Genomic DNA, 25946 nt, shown 5'->3' on the forward strand with positions numbered 1-25946 from the left:
TGGTCAAATTGACCGGGCGTTTTTTTGACGATAATCGTCGTTTGCTGTATAACTGGAGAAAACAGCAACGAGGTGGATGTGATGCCAGAATTTTTCCAACTAAAAGAACCAGCAGTGACCGATGCCCCAGCGCTATATGCCTTAATTGAACAGGACCGGCCTCCCCTCGAAAAATGGCTGCCCTGGGCTGATAGCATGCAGTCGGTAGCTGACGAAGCGGCTTTTCTCCAGTACAGCCAGCAACGTAACGCCGACCACCAATTGTGGCTGCGCATCATTTGGGTCGCTGACCAACCTGCTGGCATGATCGACATCCACGAGATGAAGGACGGTCACGGCGAGATTGGCTACTGGCTGGGCCGCGATTTCAGAGGACACGGTATTATCAGCCAAAGTCTGGTGTTGACTGAACAGGCTGGCTTTGACACCCTCCATCTCAACAAATTGAGTATTCTGGCGGCCACCGAAAATAACGCAAGTCGCCACGTGGCTGAGCGGAACCACTACCACCTCGACGGCATTCTGCGACAACACATTCCGACGACAGGCACCGCTTATCACGATGCCGCCGTTTACTCAAAGTTAAAGACTGAACGGTAGATACCTACAGGGGTATTGAAAACGGTGTCATCCCACTTTGGGACGACACCGTTTTTGATTCCATTTAATTTAATTGTGATTAAGCGCGTTGCCCACCATCAACAGTGAACTCGGCCCCGTTAGCGAATTCAGATTCATCGCTCCCAAGGTAAACGCAAACTTCACCAATGTCCTTTGGCTTGCCCAAATGGCCCACTGGAATCGTCTTGATGATTTGTTCCCGTGCAGCGTCAGGAATGATGGCCGTGTCGATCCAGCCTGGATGAACGGAGTTGACCCGGATGTCGATGCCCCGTTGTGCGAGGTTTAAGGCCGTGGCGTGCGATAACAGGCGACTCCCACCCTTGCTAGCGGAGTAGGCTGGGGCCATTGGCAGACCGACCAGTCCGGCAACGGAGGAGACGTTGATGATGGATCCTTTAGCATCATTGGTCTTCTTCATAGCGTTGATGGCCGCTTTTTCACCCAAGAAGTTCGCGGTGAGGTTAACGTCGATCACGGATTGCCAGTCGGCTAAGTCGAGATCTTCAATTGCGGCGCCCATGCCACCGACACCGGCGTTGTTAACCAAGATATCTAACTTACCAAATTTTTCAATCGTGGCATCGATAACTTTTTTCCAGTCAGCTTCACTCGCAACGTCTTGTTGAACGAACAAGCTCACATCATCACCAAATTTGGCAACAGCGGCATGCCCACCATCCACGTTATGGTTAGCGGTCACAACGACCTTAGCCCCTTCACGCACGTAGCATTCAGCGATACCAAGCCCGATACCAGCAACTCCCCCGGTAATGATGGCAACTTTTCCCTTTAAACGATCTGACATTATAGATCACCCTTTCACTTTTTCTACTGTTCAGCGTATCACAATGGCGCTGAGAAATGAAATTATTTTACGCGCGTATATTTGAGCAAAACTTATCAACCATCAAAAAAGTCCGCCGGGATTGATCGGCGGACTTTCTCAAGTTAAATTTAAACGAGTTCAGCATCCTTGATACGGTTGTATTCGTCCATGTATTCCTTAGCGTTACGAGTAACACCAGCGAAATCGTCATCAGCTGCTGGGGCAGTTAAGCCACCACCAGCACCAACGACAACGGCACCTGCTGCAAACCAGTCGCTCATGTTTTGAACGTTAACACCACCTGATGGCATCACGTTCAAGTAAGGGAATGGTCCATGGTATTCCTTGATGGCAACGGTTCCGGCCATAGCGCCTGGGAACAATTTAACAACTTCAGAACCGTACTTCAAAGCGGTTTGGGCTTCAGTAACGGTAAAGGTACCAGGAACGTAAGGTACTTGATACAAGTTGCACATTAAGGCAACATCTTTGTCGAAAGTTGGGCTAACAACGAATTGGGCACCAGCGATAATGGCTAACCGTGCGGAGGTTGCGTCCAAGACAGTACCAGCACCAACAACAACATCGGTATCGGCATACTTACCAACTAATTCACTAATAACCGTATCAGCATGCGGTACACTGTAAGTTAATTCCAAACCAGTAACGCCACCGGCGATAACGGCATCGGCGACTTTAACCGCTTTTTCTGGAGTTTCTGCACGGATAACGGCAATAACCCCAGTGTTGATCATTTTGGTTAATAATTCTGCTCTCTTCATAGTCAATTGACCCCTTATTTAATCTAGCTTAATGCTGCTTGTTGTTTGTAAAAATCTGCTAATTGAGTTGGCGTTGGGTAGCCATCGTTGTCACCAGGTGACATCACGGCCAAAGCCCCAATTGCACAACCCCGTTTAACGGATTCACGCAACGTTTTTCCTTCAAGTAATCCAGAGATGAAGCCGACAGCAAAGCCATCACCAGCACCCACAGTATCTACAACTTGATCGACTCTAAAGCCTGAAACAACCTCTTGGGAACCATCCTTTTGCTTAATCAGCGCACCATCCGGTCCTAATTTAACGATGACCGTCTGGGTTAACTCGCTCTGCTGCAAGTAGAAATCAGCAATCTTTTCTGGATCGCGTGACCCCATTAAGATTTCACCCTCATTAATACCAGGCATCACAACGTTCGCTTGTTTAGCCAGTTCATTGGTTACGGCAACCATTCGTTCCTGACTGGACCAGAGTGCTGGCCGTAAGTTCGGATCAAAAGTTACCGTGACGTTGTGCTGAATCAGCCGTTGATTTAAGTCCTTTAAGACTGCTAAATCATTGTCAGACAACGCTGCAAAGATTCCTGATAAATGGGCAATCTTTAAGCCATCAAAGTCGATCTTATCAAGACTACTACTGTCAAAGTTAGCAGCCGCTGAATTCTTACGGAAATAGTAAGTCTGCGGATCGCCATGGCTCACGCGTTGCTTCAGATAGAATCCCGTCCAAAAGTCAGGATTACTGTCCATGTATTGGGTCCCAACACCAGCGTCAGAAACAGCCTTAATGATGTACTTGCCAAAGGGATCTGTCCCAACGGATGAAACGTACTCCGTTGAATGTCCTAATCGTGAAATCCCAATCGCGACATTTAATTCTGCTCCGGCCAGATACTTCTGGAAATTTGCGGCATCAACTAAGGTAGCATCAACGTTTTCCGCTGCGAATACCGCCATAGGTTCACCGATTGTTAAAAATTCAGCCACTGTTCATCACTTTCCTAACCACTCAAGAAATTCTCGTACAAAAAATCTTTTTCTTCTATACTATTAAGCTTGTTTCGTTGTTGCTTTTGTTTCAACGCTCTTGTCAGCATCTTCAACTGGCGCAATCTTGCCCTTTTTAACCAAACGACGGTAGTACCACATCGTAACAATTGGCGTTAAGATAGCGGAAACCAGAACACTGGTAGCAACAATAGCAGTTGCTGAACCGGCAGTTGACTTAAATGCTGGGTTCATCTGTGCAATAACGATTGGCACAGAAACGGCAGCACCGGCAGTTGATGAAGCAGCCCAGCCGGCTAAACCATCGGAACGAACCAAGTAACGGTCGAGTAAGTATAAGAAGTAACCAGATACAAAGACAACCAAGACACCAACTAAGATACCAACTAAACCGGATTGTAAAATCATATCCAGGTTCAAGCTGTAACCAATAGTAAAGGCGAAGAATGGAACTAAACCACCTTGTAATGGGCTGAACATATCACGCATTTCGTGGTCCAATCCACCAACGATCATCCCTAAGATGAATGGTACTAAGGTTGAAACCAGTGCTGGCCATGGGAAGGCACCAATACCGGCAAGACCCAAAGTAATCATCGTAAAGAATGGTCCAGATTGAATACTGAAGAATGGATAAGCAGCGACATCGACGTCACGATTAGGAATCGTCGTCATCAAGGCAACATACAACCCACCGTTAGATGCGTTGAATGCGGCCAAAACAGCTAAGACAGACAACCCAGTGAAGACCCCGGTCGTCACCCCTTCTTTAGGAAGGAACATGTTCAAGATGACGGCAATAATAGCCGCAAGAATAACTTTACCTAATAATAGACTTAACCCTTTAGCAGCAATCTTACCTGAAGACTTCAGGTTGATGTTGGTCCCAACGGCAAAGAAGAAGATGAACAAGATAACTGAAGTCCCAACCATGTAAGACCCAGTAACCCCCGTCAACGCAACGTCAAGCTTCGGCCAGATCGTATGAATAATCGCACCCAAGACTAAGGGTACAACCATCATGCCACCAGGTATTTTCTCAATATTTTTTTTGATTTTCATAATATCTACCTGCGCATTTCGTTTTTTTGAAATATTTTCACAATTTTTCCAAAAAATAAATACAGAGAATAAACTCTGTATCCATTTTTTGTATGATTAACGAACTAAGTAGCCACCATCAACTGGGATGATTGCACCGTTAATATAGTTAGCGGCATTACTTGCCAAGTAAACTGAGATACCCATCAGTTCATAAGGTTCACCCCAGTGTCCAGCAGCAATCCGGCCGAGGATTTCATCATTCCGTGACTTGTCAGCACGAATAGGTGCCGTGTTAGCCGTCTTGATGTAACCTGGTGCAATCGCGTTAACCTGAACATTGTAAGCAGCCATTTCACTAGCAAAGGCCTTAGTTAAGCCGGCAACACCATGCTTAGCAGCGGTGTATGATGGGATAAACTTCCCACCTTGGAAGGACAACATTGAACCAATGTTGATGATCTTCCCTGACTTTTGCTTAGCAAATTCCTTAGAAGCAGCTAAGGACATGTGGTAAACGGCGGATAAGTTAATCGCAATAACTTGATCCCAGTCCTTATCCTTAGATTCAAGGATAGGGTTCCGCTTGATCATCCCGGCGTTGTTAACCACGATGTCAATGTGCCCAAAGGTTTCCATTGCCTTAGCAACAACTTTGTCAGCGATGCCTTGTTCAGTCAAATCCACGTCCATGAATTCAACCTTACGGCCACGCTTTTCAATCAATGCGCGGGTGTCGTCCCAGCCTTCAGTCCCAAACGTTGGGATGAAGATGTCGGCGCCAGCTTCTGCCATGGCTACAGCGTAGCCTTGGCCAAGTCCAGTGTTCCCACCGGAAATGATTGCAACTTTGCCAGCCAGACTGAACCAGTTCATTTTGAATTGATTCAATGAGTCTTGGTTGTGTTCAATCTCTTCTCTGGATTGTGCCATATTAAAATTACCTCCGAAAAATTAAGTGATTACCGTAATTGATGCATTTCAACTGCGTCCATGTCATCGTAAGTTTGGTTTTCACCACACATAGCCCAGATGAATGAGTAGTTGGTAGTCCCAACACCACAGTGGATTGAGTAACTAGGGTTTACAACAGCTTGGTCAGGTTCCAACCAGATGTGCTTCGTGTTTTCTGGAGTTCCCATGAAGTGAGCAACACGAGTATCCTTTGAACCGAATTCAGTGTAAAGGTAAGTTTCCATCCGACGTGCGTGAGTGTGAGCTGGCATCGTGTTCCATGAGTTGCCTGGTTCAAGAACGGTGTAACCCATTTGTAATTGACAAGTATCCATAATAGAAGCATCAATGTACTTGTGGATAGTCCGCTTGTTCATATGTTCTTGGTCACCCATAGGCATTGCGATAGCATCCTTGTAAGACAACTTCTTAGTTGGGTATGCACGGTGTGCTGGCGTAGAAACAACGTAGAACTTAGCTGGCTTCTTAGGGTCAACAGATTCGAATTGAACATCCTTAGTACCCATGCTGATGTAGTAGCCATCATGAGGTGCAATCGTGTCTTCCTTGCCATCGATCGTAACTTTACCTTCACCACCAATGTTGATGAAGCCGAGTTCACGACGTTGTAAGAAGTATTCAACACCCAATTCCTTGCTCAAGGCAATTGAAAGAGGCTTGTCAACTGGTGTAACACCACCGAAGATCATCCGGTCGTTGTATGTATAAGTCAACAAAACATCGCCTGGGTTAAAAATCTTTTCCATTAAGAATTGGTCACGTAATTCATCCGTGTTGTAGTGGTCAATATCCTTAGGACTATGTGCGTACTTCGTTACCATGCTAAATGCCATTTTTGTTTCCTCCAATTTTCTTATTTGGAAATTGCATTTCCTTTTTGACAAACACAGCATATCGCCGATTCAGATAAAAAGCAAGTGTTATTTTGAGCATGCAGGTGTGATAAAGACGAAAACGCTTTCAAGAACCTTAACATGACGGGTTTAGGCGCTGGTCGAATTTTTTTAAACTTTTTTTGTGGATTCCTTTTTCTCCTATATTGTTCTGACTGAATTTCCAAATTGGAAACGTTTTTTCTGAAAGCTCAGCCACTTTCAATCAAAAAAAGTTTCAGTGTTTATGTAAAAATAAATCGCGATAGACCGGTAACCCCAGCAATATCTGAATTGTGCATAAACTGTCAATGTTGACCTGACATTTTAAAGCTGTAATATGAGTCGTGTTAACTGATTAGGAGGCTATCACATGAGCACAAAACAAATTCATATTGATCCCAAGGAATTCGCCTATCACTTCGTCGATTCCATTTCTAAAACTGACGTTGCCAAAGCAAATATGCAGGATAAGGCCAAGGAACAGCTCTTCGCCTACTTAACCGCATACGTTTTGATTGAACAATTTAACTCTTCCGAGGCCAGCGAATTCTTGGAAGACACAACAAAGAAGATCGAAGATTTATCCATGCCTGAATTTTTACGATTAGTTTCGCAAAAGTCCGATTTCAGCGCTGTTCAAAAATAAATTTTCAACCCACAAAAAATACCGATGTAATCACGATTCTTGATGAATTTTGATTATTAATCGGTATTTTTTTATTTGACAGAGTTATTTGTAAGCGATTACTATAAGCGTGCTTTTAATAATAAATTTGGAGGCTCAATCATGGATAAACAAGACATCGTACTCAACACGTTAGTTTTTGACCAACAACACAACGATGGTGAAGCTCAACTTAGCATGTTGCAACGCGTCGTTGACTTTGGCATCAAGCAAGCTGAAGTTCGGCGGGAATTCTTTACTGACCCCGCTGCGGAAGCTGCCGACATCAAGGACTTCATTGAGAAGCACCAATTGAAGCTATTCTACAGTGTTCCAGAAAAGATCTTTACCGACGATGGTGCATTGAACCCTGAACTCCCTACATACTTCGCCGAAGCAAAGGCTATGGGCGTTACTTCACTGAAGATGAACATCGGGAACTTCGCTGCCTTCAACGGTGACCTGGTTTCTGCCCTTTCCCTCTATGCTGATTCTGGCATTGAATTCAACGTTGAAAATGACCAATCAACTGCCAATGGTAGCTCTGCTAACATCCTGAAGTTCTTGGAAGCAGTTAAGGCTGTTAACGTTGACATCAAGTTCGTCTTTGACTTAGGTAACTGGCGCTTCGTTAACGAAAACGAATTGGACGTCGCTAAGAAGCTCAGTGACTTCACCCGTTACATCCACGTCAAGAACGATGTTTTAGGCGGCGCAAAGCCTAACGTTGTTGCTCTCGACAAAGGGGTCATTGACTGGAAGGCAGCCTTGAAGATTTTGCCAAAGGGCTTGCCAGTTGCTTTGGAATACCCTGCTACTGATGACGAAATTCGTCACGGCATTGATTTACTGGTAAACAACAACTAGTTAATTATTAATAATAGCTAAATTGTGATAATTCTCAAAAAGGCCAAAAAGACAACCGTTTTTGGCCTTTTTGTTGTGCCGTTAATTAACAGTTATTGGATTAGTAAACACCCTCCATTTACTTTTAACGGAAAGTTGAGTAAGATTAGTACAACGGTAAATTTCTTATTCGGAAATAAACAATGGAGTGAACAATATGGCAGAAGCTAAATTATATGGAACCGTCTTGGTACGGGCGAAGCAAATCATGGATTACATCGCCCAGCAAGAAGCGGCGCCAACATTAAAGGAAATCAGCGATGGTATTGATATGACCCGCTCGACTGTGCTTAAGATTCTAACGACACTTGATGTCTTAGGCTTAGTAACGCGCACCACTGACGGGAAGAGTTATCAGTTAGGGATGGAATTATTTCGCTATGGGCAACGGGTCGCCGAGGACTTTGACATCCGCGACATTACCCATACGGCTCTAGAAAAGCTGCGTGATGAAACTTCCGAGACCATCAACCTCGGTATCATCGCTCATGATGAGGTCACCTTAGTCGAAAAGTATGAAAGTCAGCGCAGTGTCAATCTGAAGTCTCACATCGGTGGTAGCATGCATCTTTACTCTTCCTCCATGGGTAAAGCCATGCTCTCAACTTTTAGCGACGAAGAACTCGACCAATACTTAGAAACGGTTAGTCCGCTACAACACGTCGCTCCCAACACAATTACCGATCCACAAGCTCTTCGCGATGATCTCGCCTTAATTCGGCAACGCGGCTACTCCATCGATAACGAGGAGAATGAACCTGACGTATATTGCATTGGCTTTGCCCTGATCAAGTCCAATCACCTCTATGGGGCTTTCTCCATTACGACACCTAAATACAGAATGTCCATCGACCGGCAGGAAACATTTATCAAATTTGCTAACGTTGCCAAGGATAAAATTCTAGAAACTCTTTAACCTATCAAAAAGGCCATCGCCCCCAATCATTTTTCGGTTAATGATTGGGGGCGATGGCCTTTTGTGTGACTAAAATTTAGAATTTATGCGGCAGAACTAGCCCACCGTTTTCATCGTCGTTCGGGTGATCCCGCTTAACGACCAGTTCTTGGTTAACGAAGCTGAAGATACCGCTTTGGCCGAGTTCACGACCGAAGCCGGACTTCTTGACGCCACCAAATTCAAGTTCTGGTAAGGAACTGAAGAAGGTGTTGACGAAGACCATGCCCGTTTCAATCCGTGAGGCAATAGCCGCACCGGATTCGGCACTGCCCGCAAAGACGATGCCACCCAGACCGTAGTCGGAATCGTTAGCCAATGCGATGGCTTCCTCATCGTTCGCAACCTTGTAGACTTGCGCAACGGGGCCAAACATTTCCTTACCGTATGCCGGATTGTCCTTGGTGATGTCCGTCAAAATCGTTGGCAGGAAGAATTGACCATCGCTGTCGACTGGGTCATGGACGAAGTAAGCCGTCGCACCGCCATCCAACGCAGCGTCCACTTGCTTCTGCAATTTTTCCTTAGCCTTCTTGGAATTCATCGGTGCCACCGTCGTTTCTGGGTCCATGGGATCGCCCAGCTTGACTGATGCAAAGGCCGCCTTCAGCGATTCCAGGAACTCATCGTAGTGGTTTGCCGTCACAATGAATCGCTTGGATGACGTGCAGACCTGCCCGGCATTGTATAACCGTGCCCGTGGTGCGATGGCGTTGACATCAGCCATGTTAGCATCCTCGGCCACGATAAAGGCATCCGTCCCACCTAATTCCATGGTAGTCTTCTTTAAGTACTTACCAGCGACTTCGTTAACTGCGACCCCGCCCCGTTCAGAACCGGTCAAAGCAACCCCTTGGATTCGTTTGTCGGCAATGATATCAGAGACCTGGTCGTAAGAAACGAACAGGTTGGTCAAGGCGCCATCTGGTGCCCCGGCCCGGCGAACGGCGTCTTCAAAGACGACCGCTGAAGTTGGCGTGATTGCGGCGTGCTTAAACACGATTGGGTTTCCTACCGCATAGTTTGGCGCGAAGATCCGCATCATTTGGTAATATGGGAAGTTCCAGGGTTCAACCGCCATCAGAACGCCCAGTGGATGGTTCTCCAGTTGTGCGTCACCGGCAATGCTGTCGATGGCCCGTGGTGCCAAGAACTCTTCAGCGTGATCGGCGTAATATTCGGCGATTTCCGCACAGAGAATGACTTCCCCCTGAGCTTCGGTGAACAGTTTCCCCATGTCCGTGGTCAAAACTTCAGCTAAACTGTCAGTTTCGTCGCGGAAAATTTTGGCTAGTTTGCGGAGAACCGGAACTCGGCTCGCAACTGGGTCGTTACGCCACTTCTTGTAGAGGGCCTGACCCTTTGCTAAACTTTCTTCAACGTATTCGGGTGTTGCGTTTTCGTAGGTCTTGACGACTTCATTGGTATAGGGATTTGTAGTTTGGTATGCCATGGTAATATCCTCCTTGTGGGGTTCGTCCAGATTCACAATGTAACCCCTTACGCTCTGTACTATACCCCCTACAACCCCATAATGCCAATACTCCGTTTGTGATTAAATAATCAATTTGTTAGTGAAATTACCGGTAGTACCCACTTTCAACCGGTTGCAAGTTAATAATTGGTATACTAGTTTATCGACTAAATCAAGCGCTTTCATTTGCTAATTGTCACTTTCACGACTACAGTTCTTAACGTTCCCCATTATCTGCGGGTGACACCACTTCGGCATCAACTGATGTCGCCCCACAAAAAAAAGCTGCTGGCAGGTGGCCAACAACTTTTAATTTGACTAACTCAACTTCCAACGGTCCAAAACCCCGTTGAATAGCCGGTTAGCCGTCGTAATTTGATCTAAGACGGTTCGCGGACTTGCCGTGAAGTCGTCATCCGCCCATTTGTTAATGATGCCTAAAGCACCGGCGGCAATAAACTCAGCCGACGTATCGATCACGTCTTCTTTTAAGTAACGGTACTCGGGCATTGCGTGAAGCAGAATTGACAGTCGTGAGGCCACAAATTCATTCGCAGATTGTCGCCAAACCCCATCGTCATAGGGGTAAGCGTTCAGGAAAATTTTTGAATTGTCAGCGATCCGTTCCAGTAATTGAATTACGGCCGGACGCCAGTTCTCTAAGGTCAAAGTCAACGGTTGCTCGCGACGTGGCGCTTCAACAATGAAGTGCTCATAGACAAACGCTAACAACTCGTACTTGTCCGCGAAATAGTAGTAGAAAGTCTTACGGTGAACTTCCGCTTCATCCGCAATCTCCCGGACGGTAATCTTATCAAACGTATTGTGGTTCAACAACGAAGCCAAGGCCTCCGCAATTCGCTCCTTAGTTTCTGATGCAGCCATCGTGATACCTCCAATCATTCACACACCATTTTGATTTACGTATTAATCATTGCCAGTATCCCCCCAGAGACCGACAACTTTCATGTCCGCTCTAAGCTGTCTAAAATTATACGCGTCTTCTAGTAAGAAGAAACCCTTTTCGCAAAAAATATTAGACAGATTCTAACTAGTTATCTATATTAACAATAACATGGTTCGTTTTTTGAACATTATTGATTATAGCATAGGTTTTAGCTGATTGTGCTATTGTTTTGTACACAATTAGTAATAAACACGTAAATTTAAGGGATTACCCTCAATTTTTTTCGAGAACTACCCGTTCTTGGTTCCCTTGCAAGCAGCCTTCTAGTTGTAATAACGACTTTTTCCGTTTTAAGCCCCCAGCGTAACCCGTTAATTCTCCAGTTCCACTGACGACTCGGTGACACGGAATCACCAGACTAATCGGATTGTGACCGACGGCGCCGCCAATTGCTCTGGCGCCGACGTCGTGACCGACCTGTTGACTAACCACCGCCGCAATTTCACCATACGTCCGAACTTCACCATACGGAATCTGTTGCAGGGCCGTCCAGACGGTCTGGCGAAATGACGTTCCGCTTGGCCGGACCGGCAAGTCAACGGCCGGTTGTTCACCCGCAAAGTACGCCGTCAACCAATCCGCTACCCGGCCAAACACGGGGGTGTCCCCCACTAAACTTAACTTGGGCAAAGTACTCCCATAGTACTTTTGGTCTGTAAACCACAACCCAGTCAGGTTCAAGCCATCCGACATGACGGTGACCGTCCCTAGTGGGGTTGCCAACTTCTTCTGGAGCATCCTCATCACCCTTTTTGCCTTATTTTACCATTAAAAAAGCAAGTGAGCTAATCTGTCACCCGCTTTTTCCGTTCTGTAACCAAAAAGTATTAATTCATGACTAGGTTAGCTAGTCACTATATTTTAGATAGTCGATTATGCCACTGGAAAAGCAAAGCAATTAGCTGGCAGAAACACCTTTGTGACGCCATTTCAACGTCTTTCCACCCTTAAAAAAATCCGCCTGATCGACCACGACCATTCTAACCACCCTGCCAGCAATGTCCGGGCAGAATCTTCGGAGCGGTGTGCGGTTCTTTGCCATTATTTTTTCGGCGACATCCACCACGTACCCGGACGTAGCTATAGAAAAAAGTCGCGGCAATTTCGCCACGACTTTTCAGTCACATTTTATTTTAATGATAGAGGTCGAACCGGCCCTTACTTAGTGTCGTGCTCAGGTGGGCACTTTCCATCAAAGAACGGTCCGTGATGATCTTCTTCAATGCGGAAGCCATGTAGCCGTGAATCTTCTTGTTACTGCTAAAGATTTCGCCGACCCCATCGCGATCACTCAGCGAAGCAACGGTCCCGACAGACTTGTAAGTAAATGGCCGTGTGTCGTGGCCCCGTAGCGCTAACCCAATGTTCTTAGCCGCGTGGGAAGCACATGCCAAGGCAATCTGCGCCGTCGTTGGGTATGGCCGCTTGCTTTCTGGGTCCATCACAGCGGACACGTCCCCAATGATATAAACTTCAGGATGGTCTTCCAGCGTCAGGTCGTCTTGCACCACAACTCTGTTCCGGCGTTGGCTGAAGCCGGAGTCCGCAATGACGTGTGACCCACTGACCCCAACGGTCCAAACGATGTTGTTGGATGCAAATTCGTGTTCCTGTTCGTCGCTGTCCTTGTAGACGACCGCACCCGATTTAATTTCGGTAATCGCAGCGCCCAAGTTCATTTCAACGTCGTGCTTCGCCAGGAAGTTCAACGCGTAGTCCCCGAGTGATTTGTCAAACATTGGCAGAATCGACTTCCCCATTTCAAAGCAGGCAATCTTGATCTCTGGCGTGTTGTAACGCGTCTGGAGTTTTGGCATCGACTGGGTCAACTCACCTAACAGTTCGATCCCGGTAAAACCAGCCCCACAAACGGCGATTCGTAAGTCGTTCGGATCCTGGGTCTTTGCGTAGTCCTTGACGTTATTTTCGATGTGTTGGTAAATGGCCTCAGCCGTCTCCAAGTCTTCCAGTGGTAAGGCATTTTCCGCCGCACCCTTCAGACCAAACGTTTCAGATTGGAAGCCCAACGCAATGAGCACGTAGTCGTAGGTCAGTGGGTCATGATTCTCCAGGGTGACCTGCTTTTGGTCGATGTCGATATTGGTCACGGTATCCCGGATGAATTTAACCCGGCTTCCAATAACATCGTTGATCTCGTACGTAATGCGATCCGGTGCAATGGTCCCGGCCGCAACTTCGTGTAAGTTCGTCTTTTCAACGTGGGTCCCGGACTTGTCGACTAAAATAATCTGGTCCTCACTGGGAACTTCCCGCTGTAAAAATTTAACGGCCCGCATGCCGCCATATCCGCCACCTAGAACTAAAATCGTTGACATTGTTAAACGACCCCTTTTCTGTAATGTTCTCCCCCCACACAGCAAGCTAATCAGTAAGTCATTAGTTAAAACGGTTACATTTTCACTGTCCAACAAACTGTTAAGGATGATTTAACTCTATTATACGGCTTATCGCCCGAAAAACCAGTTGAAAGGAATCGTAATCTATTTCACAAATCGGTTTTGGACAACTTAATCCCCGCAAGCTTAGGTCTTACAACGATTTCAAGCCAATTGGCGAGTCACTTTAGCTGAATTTTTATGGGAAAACCCTTATGGTTAAAGATAGTAAGCTTACTTACAAATGGAGGTTTTCTTATGACAACATTAATTATCGGTGCACACGGCCAAGTTGGCCAACACATTGTGGCACAACTCGCCACAACTGGCGAAACGGTTTACGGTGGGATTCGCAACGCCGAACAGGCCGCCGTCATTGAAAAACTCGGTGGTCATCCCCGCATGGTCAACCTCATGGGAGCCGCGGATGGCTTAGTCCCCGCCATGAACGACGTGGACACGGTCGTCTTCTCCGCCGGTTCCGGTGGTAGTACCGGCGACGACATGACGCTCAATATCGACCTCGATGGCGCCGTTAAATCCATGATTGCCACGGAAAAGGCCGGCATCAAGCGCTTCATTATCGTTAGTGCCATGGGGACCGACGACCGGTCCTTCTGGGAAAAATCCGGCATTCGGCCCTACTACGTTGCTAAATATTACGCCGACCAATGGCTCCAACACCGCACGGACCTAGACTACACAATTGTTCGTCCCGGCATCCTGACCAACGATGACCCAACCGGCAAGATCACCTTGGACCCAGCCACCGCCGATACGACTAAAATTGCTCGCGCGGATGTGGCTGCGGCCGTTGTGGCGGTCGTCAAGCATCCCCTCCCCAAGCAGATCATCACGATTGTTAACGGCGATGTGCCCGTGGCTGACGCGATTCGGTAAAGCTTAAATTGAATGTGACCGCACTGAAGACATTATTTTGTCCAGTTATAAGTCTAAAGGTTGAACCTTTCTAAAATGCCGGTCATACCTGTTCTAGCAACAACAGTGGGACTAAAACTAGGCAACATGGTAGGCCCTTCGCCTTACCGGCCGGCAGATATGGGCTGGAACGGTGCGAACGCAACTTGAAGCCTCGAAAGAACCGAGTCTACAAGCTTGGTTTTCTGCTAAGCCGGCTAGAAACGCCAGCTAAGTAGAACGACGCGCCTGAGCCCATATCTGCCGACCTCTCGGCTTACACAGTGTTCTTAGACGATGGAGATAATGGCTGTAACATCCGTTATCGATTGGACCGAAAGTGCTAAGTCTCTACGTTTTCCGACCATTGTCGTGATAGAACACAACCTGAGCCGGAGGAGGACAGGATGCAGCCAGCCGTGGAGGTGGTGTTAGTTGGCGATTCATCAGCCAGCTTACAGCACGGGCGACTTTGGAGACACGTGATCTTCGTGGCTTCAAAGCGAGCGAGAAGACTGGTGGTTTTCCAGTCTGAAGCGTCCCCACAGCCGGCGGAATCCCTGGCAGCCGGCGTGCGACCAATTTACACTAATTTATTAGTTACAAGCCAGTACCTACAACTACTCAACGGAGTTAGTTGTGATACTGGCTTTTTCTTCGCCCCTATCACCTGCACCTCAAAAAAGGCAGCAACGGTCTCACCGACACTGTCTTTATCAGCTTCTATTCTGTTGGTCGAATCGTTGTTAAGGGGACGATTCGTTTAGGTAACGTGCGTCAGCCTTAAGGGGGGAAGGCGACACTAGTAACACTTGAGGGAAGGTATTTTGCTTGAGACCATTCTGTTTGGAGGAAGTTTGCTCAAGTCATTGGGGGTTGGAAATTTTAAGGGGGATTTTCGTCTCACTCAGTGTCAGGTCCGCCTCACCGGACGGAACCTGACAGCTAGTCTACTTCAATTGGTTATCTTGGTGTTTTTGGTCCAGGTTGAGCGCACTGGCGTCCACGGCCGTTTGAACCTGGCTGGAGATCTGCTTGGTGGTGACCCGCTTATTGAGTTTAACCTTCGTCACGTGCAGTTCCGTTGCTGGTTGGGCGTTGAACGTAATCGTGGTCCGCTCAATTTCTGGCGCAGCTGCCCCAGTCGTTGGTCGCGTTGCGGCGGAAGCCCCAGCGGATGTTGCCATCAAGGTTGTTACGGTCATGGCACCCAGCATTACTTTAGTTAGCATTGATTTAATTTTAGTCATTTTAACCACTCCTCAGTTAGTTGTTTTGGCTTATCGCTTTCGATGTATTAGTTATACCATCCCCAAGCCCCTTCTATCCTGAATCTAGATTAAGGTTAATATATGAATTTCTTAATCAAGGGTTATGATTCTATGGTATCATGCCGTTAAGCCCGTCAAATGGGTCTTTACCCGCCCCACGATTTTAACCGTGGACACTTGGATTTTTCCATTTAACCGTTAAACCTAATAGTTCTATCTATAATTAGCCGCTGTAAAAGGAGTGTCGCCACTAATGAAAAATACAATTCTGCTGGTTGAAGACGAGGAAGGTCTTGCCAGTTACGTTGCCAAGGAACTCACCTTTGAGGACTTTGACGTTTTGACCGCCGCCGATGGGGAAGCCGCCTGGGAAACTTACCAGCGCGAAAAAGATAATCTCCTATTAGTTCTGCTCGACTGGATGCTGCCTAAGATGGACGGCATGGAAGTCCTCCGCCGCATCCGTAAGCACGATGAGATTCCCGTGATCATGATGACGGCCCGCGACTACTTGGGGGATAAAGTAACCGGCCTCGACAACGGTGCCGACGACTACATCACCAAGCCGTTTGAAATCGAAGAGCTGCTTGCCCGCATCCGCGTCATCCAGCGGCGAACCGCCCATCAGAGTGGCTTGGACCAGACCTACCACCTCGCCGACCTCACGCTCATCACCAAGACCCGGCAAGTCGACCGCGGCGGTGAGGCGCTCCAGCTGACCCAACGTGAATACGACCTGCTCCTCTTTCTCATGCAGCATCCCGGTCAGGTCTTCACCCGCGACGAACTGCTCGACAACGTCTGGGGGGTGGACTTCCTCGGCCAACAAAACGTGGTCGATGTCTACATTGGCTACCTTCGCAACAAGATTGATACTACTGATGCCCCCCACCTGTTCCATACGATTCGTGGCGTGGGCTACACCCTAAAGGAAGATGATGCTGATGCGCACTAACCACCCACCGCGGACCTACGCGGATATTATTCGCCACTCGTTTACCCGGCTCCTACTGGTCATCGGTATAGTCATCGTTCTCACCGTGACCGTCACGTTGAGCGTCGATCAGCTGTTCCGCGCCCAGGACCAAGCCGCCAAGTTAAGCGTTAGCCTCCAAACGACGCAGGTCAGCAATTTCAAAGACTGGTTGACGGTCAACCAGACCAGCGGCCTCAACTCCCACAATACGTTTGTCCTAATCAAGAACGCCGATGGAAGCACGACCTCCCTTCTGCCCCGGACCACCAGCCTGGCCAAGGCCAACACCTGGTCGATTCCCTTCACCCATCTGGTCTACATCAAAAATTGGGGCCTGTACTTCTCGGAAACGTTGAAAACGGGCGGCCGCACGTACTCGCTCTTCATCGGCATGCACGTCCTCATTGGCAACCTGCACGTCTTGATCTCCGTGATCATCATTGCCATCGGTCTGAGCCTCTTGATTGGTCTACTCTTCGTGCGCCGGTTAGCCAACCGGATCAGCGCGCCAACCATTGAGTTGGCCCAAGCCGCTCAAGCCGCCGCTGCTAATCCCGAAACCACCCAGCCGAAACTGCCACAGCCCACGGAACCCGTTGAAGTTTCCCAGCTGGCCAAGGACTTTAACCAACTCCTGGCGGCACAAAATGGGCGTTTGGAACGCGAGCGGCAGTTCATCTCAGACGCCTCCCACGAATTACGAACACCCATTGCGACCATTCGCGGTAACGTCAAACTGATCGAACGTCGCGGTGACAAGCACCCTGAGGTCATCCCCGAATCCCTAGGGTTCATCGACCAGGAATCTTTGCGCATGCAACATTTGATTGAAAACCTGCTCCATTTATCGCGGGCAGACCGAGCCGAGGTGGCGTTGCAGCCCCTAGACCTTTCTGCCCTGGTGCGCGGGGTCGTCGACCATTACCAGCCACTGGTCGCGCAGCACGTGACGTTTCAGGGAACCGACCAACCTGCCATGGCCCTCGGTGACCCGGACATGCTCCACCAAATCCTAGTGGCCTTGCTGGACAACGCTCACAAATACTCACCGGAAGACCAGCAGATCGACGTAACGGTTGCCACAACGACCACGGCAGTCACTTTAACCGTTGCCGACTTCGGTTCCGGTATCGCCCCTGCCGACCGGGAACACATCTTTGAACGTTTCTACCGGGTCGACGCCTCACGTTCCAGCAAGATCGAGGGTAGCGGACTCGGCCTAGCCATCGTGGCGCAACTGGTACAGCTCAACCAGGGAGCCATCGCGGTCACGGACAACAAACCGCACGGTAGCCGCTTCACGGTGACTTTGAAACGGGCAACTAACAGCTAACGCCTGGCAACATAGTGAAGCCCTTCGCCTTACCGGCCGGCAGATATGGGCTGGAACGGTGCGGACACAACTTGAAGTCTCGAAAACCGCGAGTCTACAAGGTTGGTCGTTCTGCTAAGTCGGCCAAGAACGCCGGCCAAGCAGAACGACGCGCCTGAGCCCATATCTGCCGACCTCTCGGCTTACACAGTGACTTTCTGTCCACAAGGTAGATGCGCGTAAAATCGTTATCAATCGAGCCAAAAATGTTAAATCCACAAAACTTTTAGCAGTTGTTGTGAATAGAACACAACCCGAGCCGGAGGAGGACAGGGATGTAGCCGGCCGTGGTAATGGTGTTGGCTGGCGTCCTTTGCTAGCCTAGACCATGGGCGCCTTTTAAGACGCGTGGTTTTCGCGGCTTAAAAGCGAGCGAGAAGACTGGTGTTCTTCCAGTCTGAAGCATCTCCACAGCAGGCGGAATCCCTGGCAGCCGGAGTGCAACCAATTTACACTAAATTTAGTGGTATCGATTCATGCCACTCCTGGACTAAAACAGGCAGTTCATCTTTCAACCTTTAGTCAGCATTCGAAAACTAAGAAATTCTCAGTAAATCCTTAATCAAAGGTGATAGTTTCCTTTACCCTTTCTCGGTATACTAGGTTTATAAATTGAAAGGAAGCGTTCGATATGCTGATTGATGACAACCCAAAAATTCATACGATTACTCCCGCCCAAATTACCAAGGTGTTCTACCCTTATGTGATTGCGAAAACGGAAGCCGGGAGTTACGTCAACATTAACCTTAGCGAACAAGAACGAAAGGACCCGTTGTTCTGGGAATCCATCGCCAGTATCGCGAAGGCCAAGCTGTGGGTGCCGATTGGAGAACGATTCCACCAACTCCTATCGTACGACTGGACCTATAACGCCGCCTACTAAATCTAACTATAAACTTGCTGGTCTCACCGTCTATTCTTGGCGGTGAGATTTTTCCTTGTACGACCAAAAAAGGGAGACAGCCAGCGGCCGCCTCCCGTGAAAAAGAATCATCTTCTGTGTGAAATTCATTTCTCTTACCATGTAGTGAAACGTGTACCACAAGACAGTTAGCCGCCTCGTATCTCACGCTTATTTTTACAGCCGCGAAGAGTTCTGCAGGATCTCAGCCTTTTTCCGGAGGTCACCGCGGGTCTGCCAAACTAGAATCGTGGTTGGCCGTGCTAAGTAGCCGTCCATCGTACCACCAATGCTAGCGAGCCAGAAACTCATGAATCCCCAAACGCTTGCCGACCATTCTTGTTTGAAAGCCAAGCAAAACGCCGCGATGATCACGAACAGCCCCAAATTGATCAGGGCCGTGATTCCCTGCCGCCCCAACCGATTAAAGTAAGGGTATTGCCACGTCCACAAGCCATCGACAACTAAGAAACCAAAGATAACGCCCAACGCGATCCGGACGCCGTGGAAGTTGTCAACGGCCGTTGTTAAGCTCAACAGGACCATTAACATCATGAAAAACCAGAAAGAATGAAACGCATATCGCCAGTCAAATTTCATGCAAGTCGCCTCACTTTCATCAGCCATTTCGGCTTTATTGAAGATGAATTTTAGCACGGCCCACCTTAAAAGAACATAACGGGTGCTCCCATGGTTAAGATAGTAGCGCTACCAACGACCATTTTGTGCAAGCGGTTCCTTGTGGATAGAAAAAACGATGGTAGCCATTTCAGGCCCCATCGTTTCCAATGAAAAATTAAGTTTTTGCCAACTACGACTTTACCCGGTTCAACCGAAAGGCCACGGCCATCCCCAACCAGGAAATGACGGCTACGGTTACCAGAACCAGGAGTGCCCATTGTGAACCGGCTGCTGTTCTGCTGGCAGCGCTACCGACTGTTCCAGCCTGACTGGCCGCAATAATAGCCGCACAGATGGCCGTTCCCATGGCACCCGCAAATTGTTGCATGGCGTTCATCAGGGCGTTTCCATCGGCCTTCAGGTCAGCCGACAGCTGTTTCAGACCATCCGTCATGATGTTTCCGAACGCGGAACCGATCCCAATCATGTAGCCCACGTAGAGTCCAAGAATGGCCCACAGGTTGAGCTGCCGGGCAAATACCGTCATCAATAGCAGCATAACCACGACCAGACCGAGGCCGAATAGAATTGGCCGTTTCGCACCAAACCGGTCCAAAATCTGCCCGCCAATCGGTGAAAATGCCGCACCAATCAAGGCCCCCGGCAGAACGACTAATCCGGCGGTAAAGGCCGACTGCTGATCGACTAACTGAAGGTAGTTAGGCAGCACAAACGACAGCCCTAGCGCCGTGATCTGGACCATGAAGAATGCCAACAAATGCCAGGCAAACGCCGGATTGGCCACGGTTTTCAATTGAATCAACGGGTGCGCACTGTGCCGGGAACGCTGGACGAAAAAGACTAAGCCCAAGATTCCCACAAGCAGGCTTCCCGCAACCGACCAACTGAGAAACGACTGGGTACTGAGCGAGCTAAACCCAAAGATCAGACCACTAAAGGTCACGATGACCCCGAGCATACTAAGAAAATCGAAACGTTCCGGAGCCGTTTCACTGACCTGGCGAATCGTTTTGAGACCCACGAAAAATGAAACAATCAGAAATGGCAGTAAAATCCAGAAGATGTACCGCCAGTTCAAGTGAGTCACTAGCACGCCCCCGTAGGTCGGTCCAATCGCTGGCCCCACGGCGGTGATCAGGGTCCCCACCCCGGTCATCATCCCAATCCGACTCAGTGGCACCTGTTCCAGGATAATATTGAACATCAGCGGCAAGGCAATTCCCGTACCAACACCTTGAATCGCTCGGCCTAACAATAGTAGTGGGAACGTGGTCGCACAGGCATCCGTCAGCAACCCGGCAATAAAGAGCAGGTTAGCGACCACGAAGAGTTGTTTCATTTTAAAACGCCGTTTCAAGTAGGACGAAATGGGCACGATACAGGCGACAATCAGCAGGTACAGCGTTGTCATCCACTGTACCGTCCCCGTCGTGACGTGAAACTGTTTCATCAGGGTCGGGAACGTAATGTTCATGGCCGTTTCAACGATGACCCCGCTAAGTGACATCAACCCCGTTGCCAGCACCGCGCCGACGACTCGCGGGTCAATTTTTTCTTTACTCATATCTTTACTCCTTTTCACTGTTCCAATGACTAACGTTGACTAAGGCGCGGCGAAATGCCGCTACTTCTTGTGGGGATAATCCCGCCACCATCTTGGCATCTTGTTCCACCAAGTGCTGTTGAACGATGGGCACTAATCCCCGCCCCTTCGCCGTTAGCCGAAGTTGTCGCTTGCGACTATCACTCGCCGCCACGATTCGCGTGACTAGGTCGCGTTCCACCATCCGTTTCACCAGCAAGGACGCCGTGGAACGCTGGACGTGAAATTCGTGTTCCAAATCAACCTGGAACACATCTTTTTCTCCGCTCCGGGACAAGAAGTCAATCACCGATAGCTGCATCCCGGTTAAGCCGTAAGGTCGAGCGAAATCGTTCATTTCTATATTCATTTGATGTTCCGCATCGCGTATCCAAGCACCCAAACGTCGTTGTACCAAGTCAAGTCACTCCTTTTTGTTAGTCAGCTAACAATTTTAGCCGGATTCATCGTGAAATTCAAGGGTTAATTTTAGGAAACACACAAAAACCGCCGTCACAGCTATGAGTTAGCCCTAGCTGTGACGACGGTTCATTTAAAATTTACCTGTTAATCTGCTTGAATCCTGCCTAGTTCAGAAGTCAAGCGGCACTTATACCTTACAGATTGTCGCCCTGAGCGCGGAGCAATTCGCCTAAGGCTGGTTGCTGCTTGACGTCAATGTTGTTCTCCTTGGCGTAAGCGTCCACGGCATCTTGGCCGTACAATTGTGGGTCGAGTGGCATGAAGGCCGTGCCAATTGGGTCGTCGTTCTTGATGACGGCGTTGACCACAATTGGCTTCTTGTTGCCGGCCGCTTGTAAGTCCTTGATCTGGTCAAAGACCTGGTTGACTTCGGCGTTATTCGATACCGTAAAGCCAATGGCACCGAACCCTTCGGCAACCTTGGCCCAGTCGGCATCGGTCAAGTCGACCCCGTACAAGTGTTGTTTCGTGTCGACCTGTTCGCGGTAGATGAAGCCGAAACGTTGGTTGCTGAAGATGACGTTGATTACAGGGAGCCCATAGCGAACTTCAGTGATCAGGTCAGGTGCGACCATCGCAAACCCACCGTCACCGGACAGTGACCAGGCCTGCGCATCTGGAACACTCAACGCACCGGCCATCCCAGCTGGTAGCCCATAGCCCATCGTGGCAAATAACCCAGACAGTGCGAAACGCTGTTGCTGGTCCATTGGTAAGCCCCGAACGGCCCATTCCGAAACGTTCCCGGTATCGACCCCATACGTATCCTTAGGGCCAACCATGGCCGCAATCTTCTTGGTCACGGCTTCTGGCGCCAAGCCATGACTGTCGTCGCTAGCTAATTGGTCTAGCCAAGCGTTCCAGTTTTGCTTGTTCTGCCGGTTGGCTTTGAGCCAGGCTGTTTCAGGTAATGTTTCACCGGTCGCAATCATAGCTTGTAAGTAGCTCTTGGCATCGCTGATGACGGCATAGTCGATTGGGACCATTTTACCGATATCAAACGCATTGTCGTTGACCTGAATGATCTTAATATCCTTTGGCCAGTACTGAGCGAATGGGAATTCAGAACCCAAGAACAGAATTAAGTCGGTGTGTTGTAAGGCTTCAAAACCGGATTTCGACCCCAAACGGCCAAACGTTCCAATCGCATTCGGATGGTTCGTTGGAATCACACCAGTTGCCGGAACGGTGTTGAGGACCGGCACGTTAAATTGTTCGCTGAATTTAACCAGCTCATCCCGGGCACCCAGCAAACCACGGCCAGCGTAAACCAGTGGATGTTTCGCGTTCTTCAAGAGATCCAAGGTAGCTGAAACAGCCGCTGGATCGATGGTCTGTGTGAAGGTGTTAGATACCGTGTTCGGCGTCTTAACGGGCTCGTAGTCAATTTCCGTTGCGGATAAGTCCTCAGGGATAATGACCACGGCTGGGCCCTTTTGCCGGTAAGCTTCCCGAATGGCCTGATTGACCACGTAGGGCAGTTGTTCTGCGGTCGTTGCGGTCCGGTTATAGACGGCAACGTCACCGAACATCGGTGTTTCATCCATCTCTTGGAAATAGTTGGTGTTCATCGTGGCCTGTGGAACTTGGCCAACCAAGGCTAACACAGGAACGTGATCCATTTTGGCATCATAGAGGCCGTTAAATAAGTGCGTTGCACCAGGGCCAGCGGATCCAAAAGCGACACCGACCTTACCAGTAAACTTCGCATCGGCAGCGGCAGCTAAAGCCCCCACTTCTTCGTGGCGAACCTGGATATAGTCGATCTTGTCTTTTTCAAGGTACAACCCTTCTACCGTATGATTAATCGAGCCACCGGGAATCCCGTAAATGTGGTCCACACCCCAAGCTTCCAGAACCTTTACTAACGCTTGTCCAGCAATCATCTTTGTCATGAAAATCGCGCTCCTTTTTGGTTAGGATGTCGGCCAAATTCCTTGGTTGTGCACCCCGAAATCATTGATTAGTCACATAATAGTCCCCATTCAATAAGAAAGCCAGTAATTCTACTTATTTTTTGTAAGTGATTAAATGAACATGTTAGCGGTTACTTGATAGGTCTCGGTTTCGGCCGGCTATAAAAACGAGAGTGGGACAAAAGGCGGCTAGTCAATGAGCATTAACGTCGATAGACGAATAATCCCGGTTTTGGATTATTTGTCTATCGGGGTTAAGCGGAGTTGACTGCCTTTTGGCGCACGTTTCCGCAATATACGTTCGGAGCGCACAAAGGGTCTGAGACTTTTGTCTCAGGCCCTCTAGGTGTTTCAATTTTAGGTTACCAAAAATGCCGATGCCGCAGCATCAATGCCACCAGCCCCATGACCCCCACCATCAGGGCCACCGTGAAGACCCACGAGATGGTGTCATTGGCAAATGGTAGCTTGACGTTCATGCCGTAGAACCCGGTCACAATCGTTGGAATCGTCAGAACCAGCGACCAAATGGTCAAAAATTTCATCGTGCCGTTTAGGTTATTATTCAGCACGTTATTAAACGTATTCGAGATGCGGTCGACGACATCGGCCTCAATCGCCGTCATTTCAGACGTCTGCCGGGCTTCGATGACGGCATCGGCCAAGTGTTCGTTGTTCTTATCCGAGAGTTGTTTGCCAAACGGCGTACTGCTCAGGCCAACGACCATCATCGCGTTGTTGCGCGTCGCACTGACGAAGTAGGCGAGACTCTGTTGCAGGTTGGACAACGCAATGAGGTCCTTGTTGTCCGGCGCCTGATTGAGTTGCTTGTCCAACCGATTTTGTTCCGCATTGATTTTGCGAATCGGTGGAATGAACTGGTCGAACAGAATGAATAGCCCAATTAGCATAAACTCATTGGTATCCGAAATCTGTTCCAGTTTCATCCGTTCGGCAAGCAACTGGTTGACCCACTGTGTTCGCTTGGTGGTTATTGAAAAAATCTGATTACCCTTCAACAAAAAGGTCACGGGCCGCGTCACGTAGCGTTGCGAGATCTGATCAATGACGACCGGCACGTGGAACACAAACAACTGCGTATTCAAATACTCATCGCGGTCATAATGTGACCGTTCATTTTCATCGGTCACGTAGGTTAAGATTTCATCGGTCAATCCGTACGTGACTTGCAGGTCCTGCTTATCGGCGTCAGTCTCGACCATGGTCATCACCCACACCAGGTTTTGCTCCCCACTCCCGATCTTTCTCTCGACAATCATGGGCTTCCCTCTTCTCTTGAAAATGCTGTTCTAAGTGTACCACGTCCCCCGAAGCGATGGCCGCACCCGCGCAAAATTCTCCTGATTTTCCACCCAGTTTGGCCGAAATTTACGTGCGTTTCACACGTACCCCTTAATATTTCAGTTTAGAAACGGCAAACGGGGCTGGTTATCACCTGGCAATTAACGCCCACCAATTATTTCGGTAGTCACCAATTAGATTGGCCAACGCCGGCTCATCAAGAAGCCACTTGATTTTCACAGTTTAATTTCAACCAAAAGTTAACGATTGGTTAACTCCGTTTAAAATAATAATGGCTCGGTTCATCAAAAAGACGAAAAAAGCCAATCTCACACTTTTACTATTATGTGGCGAAATAATTCAAAAAGACGAAATTAGTCGCCTACGACTAATTTCGTCTACAATGTATAAAATCGTTTTACTATTTATCTGTTGTTTCAGTTTCATCCTTGCTGGTCACCGCAGACAACATCTTGGTTAATTGCCCGATAGTCACCTGACTACCACTATCATCTAAGTCCACCTTACTCATGGTCTTAGCAGCAGTCTGTAACGCCTCGTAGCAAGCAGTTTCTAGCTGCTCACCAGTTGCCGTTAGCGATAATGGCCGGACACGCCGGTCAGAACTTTGGTAGCTCTGCACAACGTAACCCCGCCGAATCAATTGCGAAATCCCCCGCGAAACCGCAGCCCGTGAGATGCCCCGACTGTAGCGGATGTCAGCTTCCCCGGGTTCTCTAAAATATGGTGTAAAATCGCATATTGATCCACTGAAATCCCCATTGTTCGTTGGAAACGGGTAGCCGACTTCTCTAGCTCGCGCTTCAACTCCATGTAGGCTTCAAAGAAGCTCTCCGCATGAACGACCTTACTTTTTGCCATAGTATTCATCATATCCTTATCTTCACTCACTAACCGCTTAGATAATTAACACGATTAGCAATACGCAAAATGGTTGACCCCATAGAAATATCTATATAATTAATAATAAAGAACAATTAAGTAAAAAGCAATAGTAACCGTTCTTTTTGTGAAAAAGTTTACCGAATGGAAAAAAAAGAAGCCGTTTTATTTACTCCCGGCTTCAACGT

At 48.5% G+C, this 25946-nt stretch carries 26 protein-coding genes; 8 read left to right on the top strand and 18 right to left on the bottom strand.

From position 1 onward, the window contains the following. Positions 1-81 precede the first annotated feature (81 nt). Entirely contained in the window at positions 82-600 is a 519-nt protein-coding gene (locus JUF10_RS06485) for a GNAT family N-acetyltransferase (RefSeq protein WP_203641414.1), read from the top strand. A 79-nt stretch (positions 601-679) separates the two neighbouring features. Here JUF10_RS06485 and JUF10_RS06490 read toward each other — a convergent pair whose 3' ends face one another. The 6 genes from JUF10_RS06490 to kduI form a co-directional block, all read right to left on the bottom strand. After that, positions 680-1429 carry a glucose 1-dehydrogenase gene (locus JUF10_RS06490; protein WP_203641415.1) on the bottom strand — a complete coding sequence of 250 codons (750 nt, stop codon included), beginning with the start codon at positions 1427-1429 and terminating at the stop codon, positions 680-682. Between the two features lie 149 nt (positions 1430-1578). Next, positions 1579-2232, bottom strand: coding sequence for a bifunctional 2-keto-4-hydroxyglutarate aldolase/2-keto-3-deoxy-6-phosphogluconate aldolase (locus JUF10_RS06495; protein WP_203641416.1), 654 nt, complete (start codon positions 2230-2232; stop codon positions 1579-1581). A 23-nt stretch (positions 2233-2255) separates the two neighbouring features. After that, positions 2256-3218, bottom strand: coding sequence for a sugar kinase (locus tag JUF10_RS06500; RefSeq protein ID WP_203641417.1), 963 nt, complete (start codon positions 3216-3218; stop codon positions 2256-2258). Between the two features lie 63 nt (positions 3219-3281). After that, the gene (locus tag JUF10_RS06505; RefSeq protein WP_203641418.1) at positions 3282-4301 is read right to left on the bottom strand and encodes a 2-keto-3-deoxygluconate permease; all 1020 of its coding nucleotides are present in this window, start codon (positions 4299-4301) and stop codon (positions 3282-3284) included. Between the two features lie 96 nt (positions 4302-4397). After that, a complete protein-coding gene (gene kduD, locus JUF10_RS06510) occupies positions 4398-5213 on the bottom strand; it encodes a 2-dehydro-3-deoxy-D-gluconate 5-dehydrogenase KduD (RefSeq protein WP_203641419.1) in 816 nt (271 codons plus the stop codon). 29 nt (positions 5214-5242) lie between these two features. Then, positions 5243-6088 (bottom strand): 5-dehydro-4-deoxy-D-glucuronate isomerase, encoded by an 846-nt coding sequence (gene kduI, locus JUF10_RS06515; RefSeq protein WP_203641420.1) that lies wholly within the window; start codon positions 6086-6088, stop codon positions 5243-5245. A gap of 412 nt (positions 6089-6500) precedes the next feature. Here kduI and JUF10_RS06520 point away from each other — a divergent pair, with 412 nt between their 5' ends. From JUF10_RS06520 to JUF10_RS06530, 3 genes are all read left to right on the top strand, one after another. Further along, complete coding sequence (locus tag JUF10_RS06520) at positions 6501-6776, top strand: hypothetical protein (protein ID WP_203641421.1); 276 nt, start codon at positions 6501-6503, stop codon at positions 6774-6776. A 141-nt stretch (positions 6777-6917) separates the two neighbouring features. Beyond that, positions 6918-7661, top strand: coding sequence for a sugar phosphate isomerase/epimerase family protein (locus JUF10_RS06525; RefSeq protein WP_203641422.1), 744 nt, complete (start codon positions 6918-6920; stop codon positions 7659-7661). Positions 7662-7857: 196 nt separating this feature from the next. After that, positions 7858-8616, top strand: coding sequence for an IclR family transcriptional regulator (locus JUF10_RS06530; protein ID WP_203641423.1), 759 nt, complete (start codon positions 7858-7860; stop codon positions 8614-8616). Between the two features lie 76 nt (positions 8617-8692). On the opposite strand, the gene JUF10_RS06535 is transcribed toward JUF10_RS06530, so the two are convergent. The 4 genes from JUF10_RS06535 to JUF10_RS06550 all read right to left on the bottom strand — a co-directional run bounded on the left by JUF10_RS06535 (position 8693) and on the right by JUF10_RS06550 (position 13432). After that, complete coding sequence (locus tag JUF10_RS06535; protein WP_203641424.1) at positions 8693-10108, bottom strand: NAD-dependent succinate-semialdehyde dehydrogenase; 1416 nt, start codon at positions 10106-10108, stop codon at positions 8693-8695. A 339-nt stretch (positions 10109-10447) separates the two neighbouring features. After that, positions 10448-11014, bottom strand: a complete 567-nt coding sequence (locus JUF10_RS06540; RefSeq protein ID WP_143462446.1) for a TetR/AcrR family transcriptional regulator — start codon at positions 11012-11014, stop codon at positions 10448-10450. 295 nt (positions 11015-11309) lie between these two features. Then, positions 11310-11834 (bottom strand): methylated-DNA--[protein]-cysteine S-methyltransferase, encoded by a 525-nt coding sequence (locus JUF10_RS06545; protein ID WP_203641425.1) that lies wholly within the window; start codon positions 11832-11834, stop codon positions 11310-11312. Between the two features lie 395 nt (positions 11835-12229). After that, positions 12230-13432 (bottom strand): NAD(P)/FAD-dependent oxidoreductase, encoded by a 1203-nt coding sequence (locus JUF10_RS06550; RefSeq protein WP_203641426.1) that lies wholly within the window; start codon positions 13430-13432, stop codon positions 12230-12232. Positions 13433-13750: 318 nt separating this feature from the next. Here JUF10_RS06550 and JUF10_RS06555 point away from each other — a divergent pair, with 318 nt between their 5' ends. Beyond that, a complete protein-coding gene (locus JUF10_RS06555) occupies positions 13751-14392 on the top strand; it encodes an SDR family oxidoreductase (protein WP_203641427.1) in 642 nt (213 codons plus the stop codon). Between the two features lie 968 nt (positions 14393-15360). Here JUF10_RS06555 and JUF10_RS06560 read toward each other — a convergent pair. After that, positions 15361-15660 (bottom strand): hypothetical protein, encoded by a 300-nt coding sequence (locus tag JUF10_RS06560; protein WP_203641428.1) that lies wholly within the window; start codon positions 15658-15660, stop codon positions 15361-15363. A gap of 274 nt (positions 15661-15934) precedes the next feature. Between JUF10_RS06560 and JUF10_RS06565 the strand changes: the two genes are divergently transcribed. The 3 genes from JUF10_RS06565 to JUF10_RS06575 all read left to right on the top strand — a co-directional run bounded on the left by JUF10_RS06565 (position 15935) and on the right by JUF10_RS06575 (position 18912). Then, positions 15935-16636 carry a response regulator transcription factor gene (locus JUF10_RS06565; protein WP_203641429.1) on the top strand — a complete coding sequence of 234 codons (702 nt, stop codon included), beginning with the start codon at positions 15935-15937 and terminating at the stop codon, positions 16634-16636. Then, positions 16626-17990, top strand: coding sequence for a sensor histidine kinase (locus tag JUF10_RS06570; RefSeq protein ID WP_203641430.1), 1365 nt, complete (start codon positions 16626-16628; stop codon positions 17988-17990). Before JUF10_RS06565 ends, JUF10_RS06570 begins: the two co-directional genes overlap by 11 nt. Positions 17991-18660: 670 nt before the next feature. After that, positions 18661-18912 (top strand): hypothetical protein, encoded by a 252-nt coding sequence (locus tag JUF10_RS06575; RefSeq protein ID WP_203641431.1) that lies wholly within the window; start codon positions 18661-18663, stop codon positions 18910-18912. Positions 18913-19107: 195 nt separating this feature from the next. Here the strand turns inward: JUF10_RS06575 and JUF10_RS06580 are convergent, their stop codons facing one another. From JUF10_RS06580 to JUF10_RS14100, 7 genes are all read right to left on the bottom strand, one after another. Then, the gene (locus JUF10_RS06580) at positions 19108-19530 is read right to left on the bottom strand and encodes a hypothetical protein (RefSeq protein WP_143462572.1); all 423 of its coding nucleotides are present in this window, start codon (positions 19528-19530) and stop codon (positions 19108-19110) included. Between the two features lie 211 nt (positions 19531-19741). Continuing rightward, a complete protein-coding gene (locus tag JUF10_RS06585) occupies positions 19742-21136 on the bottom strand; it encodes an MFS transporter (RefSeq protein WP_203641432.1) in 1395 nt (464 codons plus the stop codon). A gap of 4 nt (positions 21137-21140) precedes the next feature. Continuing rightward, positions 21141-21572, bottom strand: a complete 432-nt coding sequence (locus tag JUF10_RS06590) for a MarR family winged helix-turn-helix transcriptional regulator (RefSeq protein WP_203641433.1) — start codon at positions 21570-21572, stop codon at positions 21141-21143. A gap of 199 nt (positions 21573-21771) precedes the next feature. After that, the gene (gene spxB, locus JUF10_RS06595) at positions 21772-23532 is read right to left on the bottom strand and encodes a pyruvate oxidase (RefSeq protein ID WP_203641434.1); all 1761 of its coding nucleotides are present in this window, start codon (positions 23530-23532) and stop codon (positions 21772-21774) included. Between the two features lie 383 nt (positions 23533-23915). Next, positions 23916-24833 carry a magnesium transporter CorA family protein gene (locus JUF10_RS06600; protein WP_048734548.1) on the bottom strand — a complete coding sequence of 306 codons (918 nt, stop codon included), beginning with the start codon at positions 24831-24833 and terminating at the stop codon, positions 23916-23918. Positions 24834-25276: 443 nt separating this feature from the next. Continuing rightward, entirely contained in the window at positions 25277-25519 is a 243-nt protein-coding gene (locus JUF10_RS14095; protein ID WP_236008175.1) for a winged helix DNA-binding protein, read from the bottom strand. After that, positions 25516-25737 carry a hypothetical protein gene (locus JUF10_RS14100; protein WP_236008176.1) on the bottom strand — a complete coding sequence of 74 codons (222 nt, stop codon included), beginning with the start codon at positions 25735-25737 and terminating at the stop codon, positions 25516-25518. Before JUF10_RS14100 ends, JUF10_RS14095 begins: the two co-directional genes overlap by 4 nt. Positions 25738-25946 lie beyond the last annotated feature (209 nt).

Source organism: Levilactobacillus andaensis (assembly GCF_016861695.1).
GTDB lineage: Bacteria > Bacillota > Bacilli > Lactobacillales > Lactobacillaceae > Levilactobacillus > Levilactobacillus andaensis.

Excerpts from the sequence above, each read along its gene's own strand:
- JUF10_RS06570 (WP_203641430.1), top strand. The coding sequence starts at position 16,626 with ATGCGCACTAACCACCCACCGCGGACCTACGCGGATATTATTCGCCAC.
- JUF10_RS06535 (WP_203641424.1), bottom strand. The coding sequence starts at position 10,108 with ATGGCATACCAAACTACAAATCCCTATACCAATGAAGTCGTCAAGACC.
- JUF10_RS06485 (WP_203641414.1), top strand. The coding sequence starts at position 82 with ATGCCAGAATTTTTCCAACTAAAAGAACCAGCAGTGACCGATGCCCCA.
- kduI (WP_203641420.1), bottom strand. The coding sequence starts at position 6,088 with ATGGCATTTAGCATGGTAACGAAGTACGCACATAGTCCTAAGGATATT.
- JUF10_RS06530 (WP_203641423.1), top strand. The coding sequence starts at position 7,858 with ATGGCAGAAGCTAAATTATATGGAACCGTCTTGGTACGGGCGAAGCAA.
- JUF10_RS06575 (WP_203641431.1), top strand. The coding sequence starts at position 18,661 with ATGCTGATTGATGACAACCCAAAAATTCATACGATTACTCCCGCCCAA.
- JUF10_RS06525 (WP_203641422.1), top strand. The coding sequence starts at position 6,918 with ATGGATAAACAAGACATCGTACTCAACACGTTAGTTTTTGACCAACAA.
- JUF10_RS06545 (WP_203641425.1), bottom strand. The coding sequence starts at position 11,834 with ATGCTCCAGAAGAAGTTGGCAACCCCACTAGGGACGGTCACCGTCATG.
- JUF10_RS06550 (WP_203641426.1), bottom strand. The coding sequence starts at position 13,432 with ATGTCAACGATTTTAGTTCTAGGTGGCGGATATGGCGGCATGCGGGCC.
- JUF10_RS06490 (WP_203641415.1), bottom strand. The coding sequence starts at position 1,429 with ATGTCAGATCGTTTAAAGGGAAAAGTTGCCATCATTACCGGGGGAGTT.
- JUF10_RS14100 (WP_236008176.1), bottom strand. The coding sequence starts at position 25,737 with ATGGCAAAAAGTAAGGTCGTTCATGCGGAGAGCTTCTTTGAAGCCTAC.
- JUF10_RS06540 (WP_143462446.1), bottom strand. The coding sequence starts at position 11,014 with ATGGCTGCATCAGAAACTAAGGAGCGAATTGCGGAGGCCTTGGCTTCG.
- JUF10_RS06560 (WP_203641428.1), bottom strand. The coding sequence starts at position 15,660 with ATGACTAAAATTAAATCAATGCTAACTAAAGTAATGCTGGGTGCCATG.
- JUF10_RS06585 (WP_203641432.1), bottom strand. The coding sequence starts at position 21,136 with ATGAGTAAAGAAAAAATTGACCCGCGAGTCGTCGGCGCGGTGCTGGCA.
- JUF10_RS06580 (WP_143462572.1), bottom strand. The coding sequence starts at position 19,530 with ATGAAATTTGACTGGCGATATGCGTTTCATTCTTTCTGGTTTTTCATG.
- JUF10_RS06555 (WP_203641427.1), top strand. The coding sequence starts at position 13,751 with ATGACAACATTAATTATCGGTGCACACGGCCAAGTTGGCCAACACATT.
- JUF10_RS06520 (WP_203641421.1), top strand. The coding sequence starts at position 6,501 with ATGAGCACAAAACAAATTCATATTGATCCCAAGGAATTCGCCTATCAC.
- JUF10_RS06505 (WP_203641418.1), bottom strand. The coding sequence starts at position 4,301 with ATGAAAATCAAAAAAAATATTGAGAAAATACCTGGTGGCATGATGGTT.
- JUF10_RS06565 (WP_203641429.1), top strand. The coding sequence starts at position 15,935 with ATGAAAAATACAATTCTGCTGGTTGAAGACGAGGAAGGTCTTGCCAGT.
- JUF10_RS06495 (WP_203641416.1), bottom strand. The coding sequence starts at position 2,232 with ATGAAGAGAGCAGAATTATTAACCAAAATGATCAACACTGGGGTTATT.
- JUF10_RS06600 (WP_048734548.1), bottom strand. The coding sequence starts at position 24,833 with ATGATTGTCGAGAGAAAGATCGGGAGTGGGGAGCAAAACCTGGTGTGG.
- spxB (WP_203641434.1), bottom strand. The coding sequence starts at position 23,532 with ATGACAAAGATGATTGCTGGACAAGCGTTAGTAAAGGTTCTGGAAGCT.
- kduD (WP_203641419.1), bottom strand. The coding sequence starts at position 5,213 with ATGGCACAATCCAGAGAAGAGATTGAACACAACCAAGACTCATTGAAT.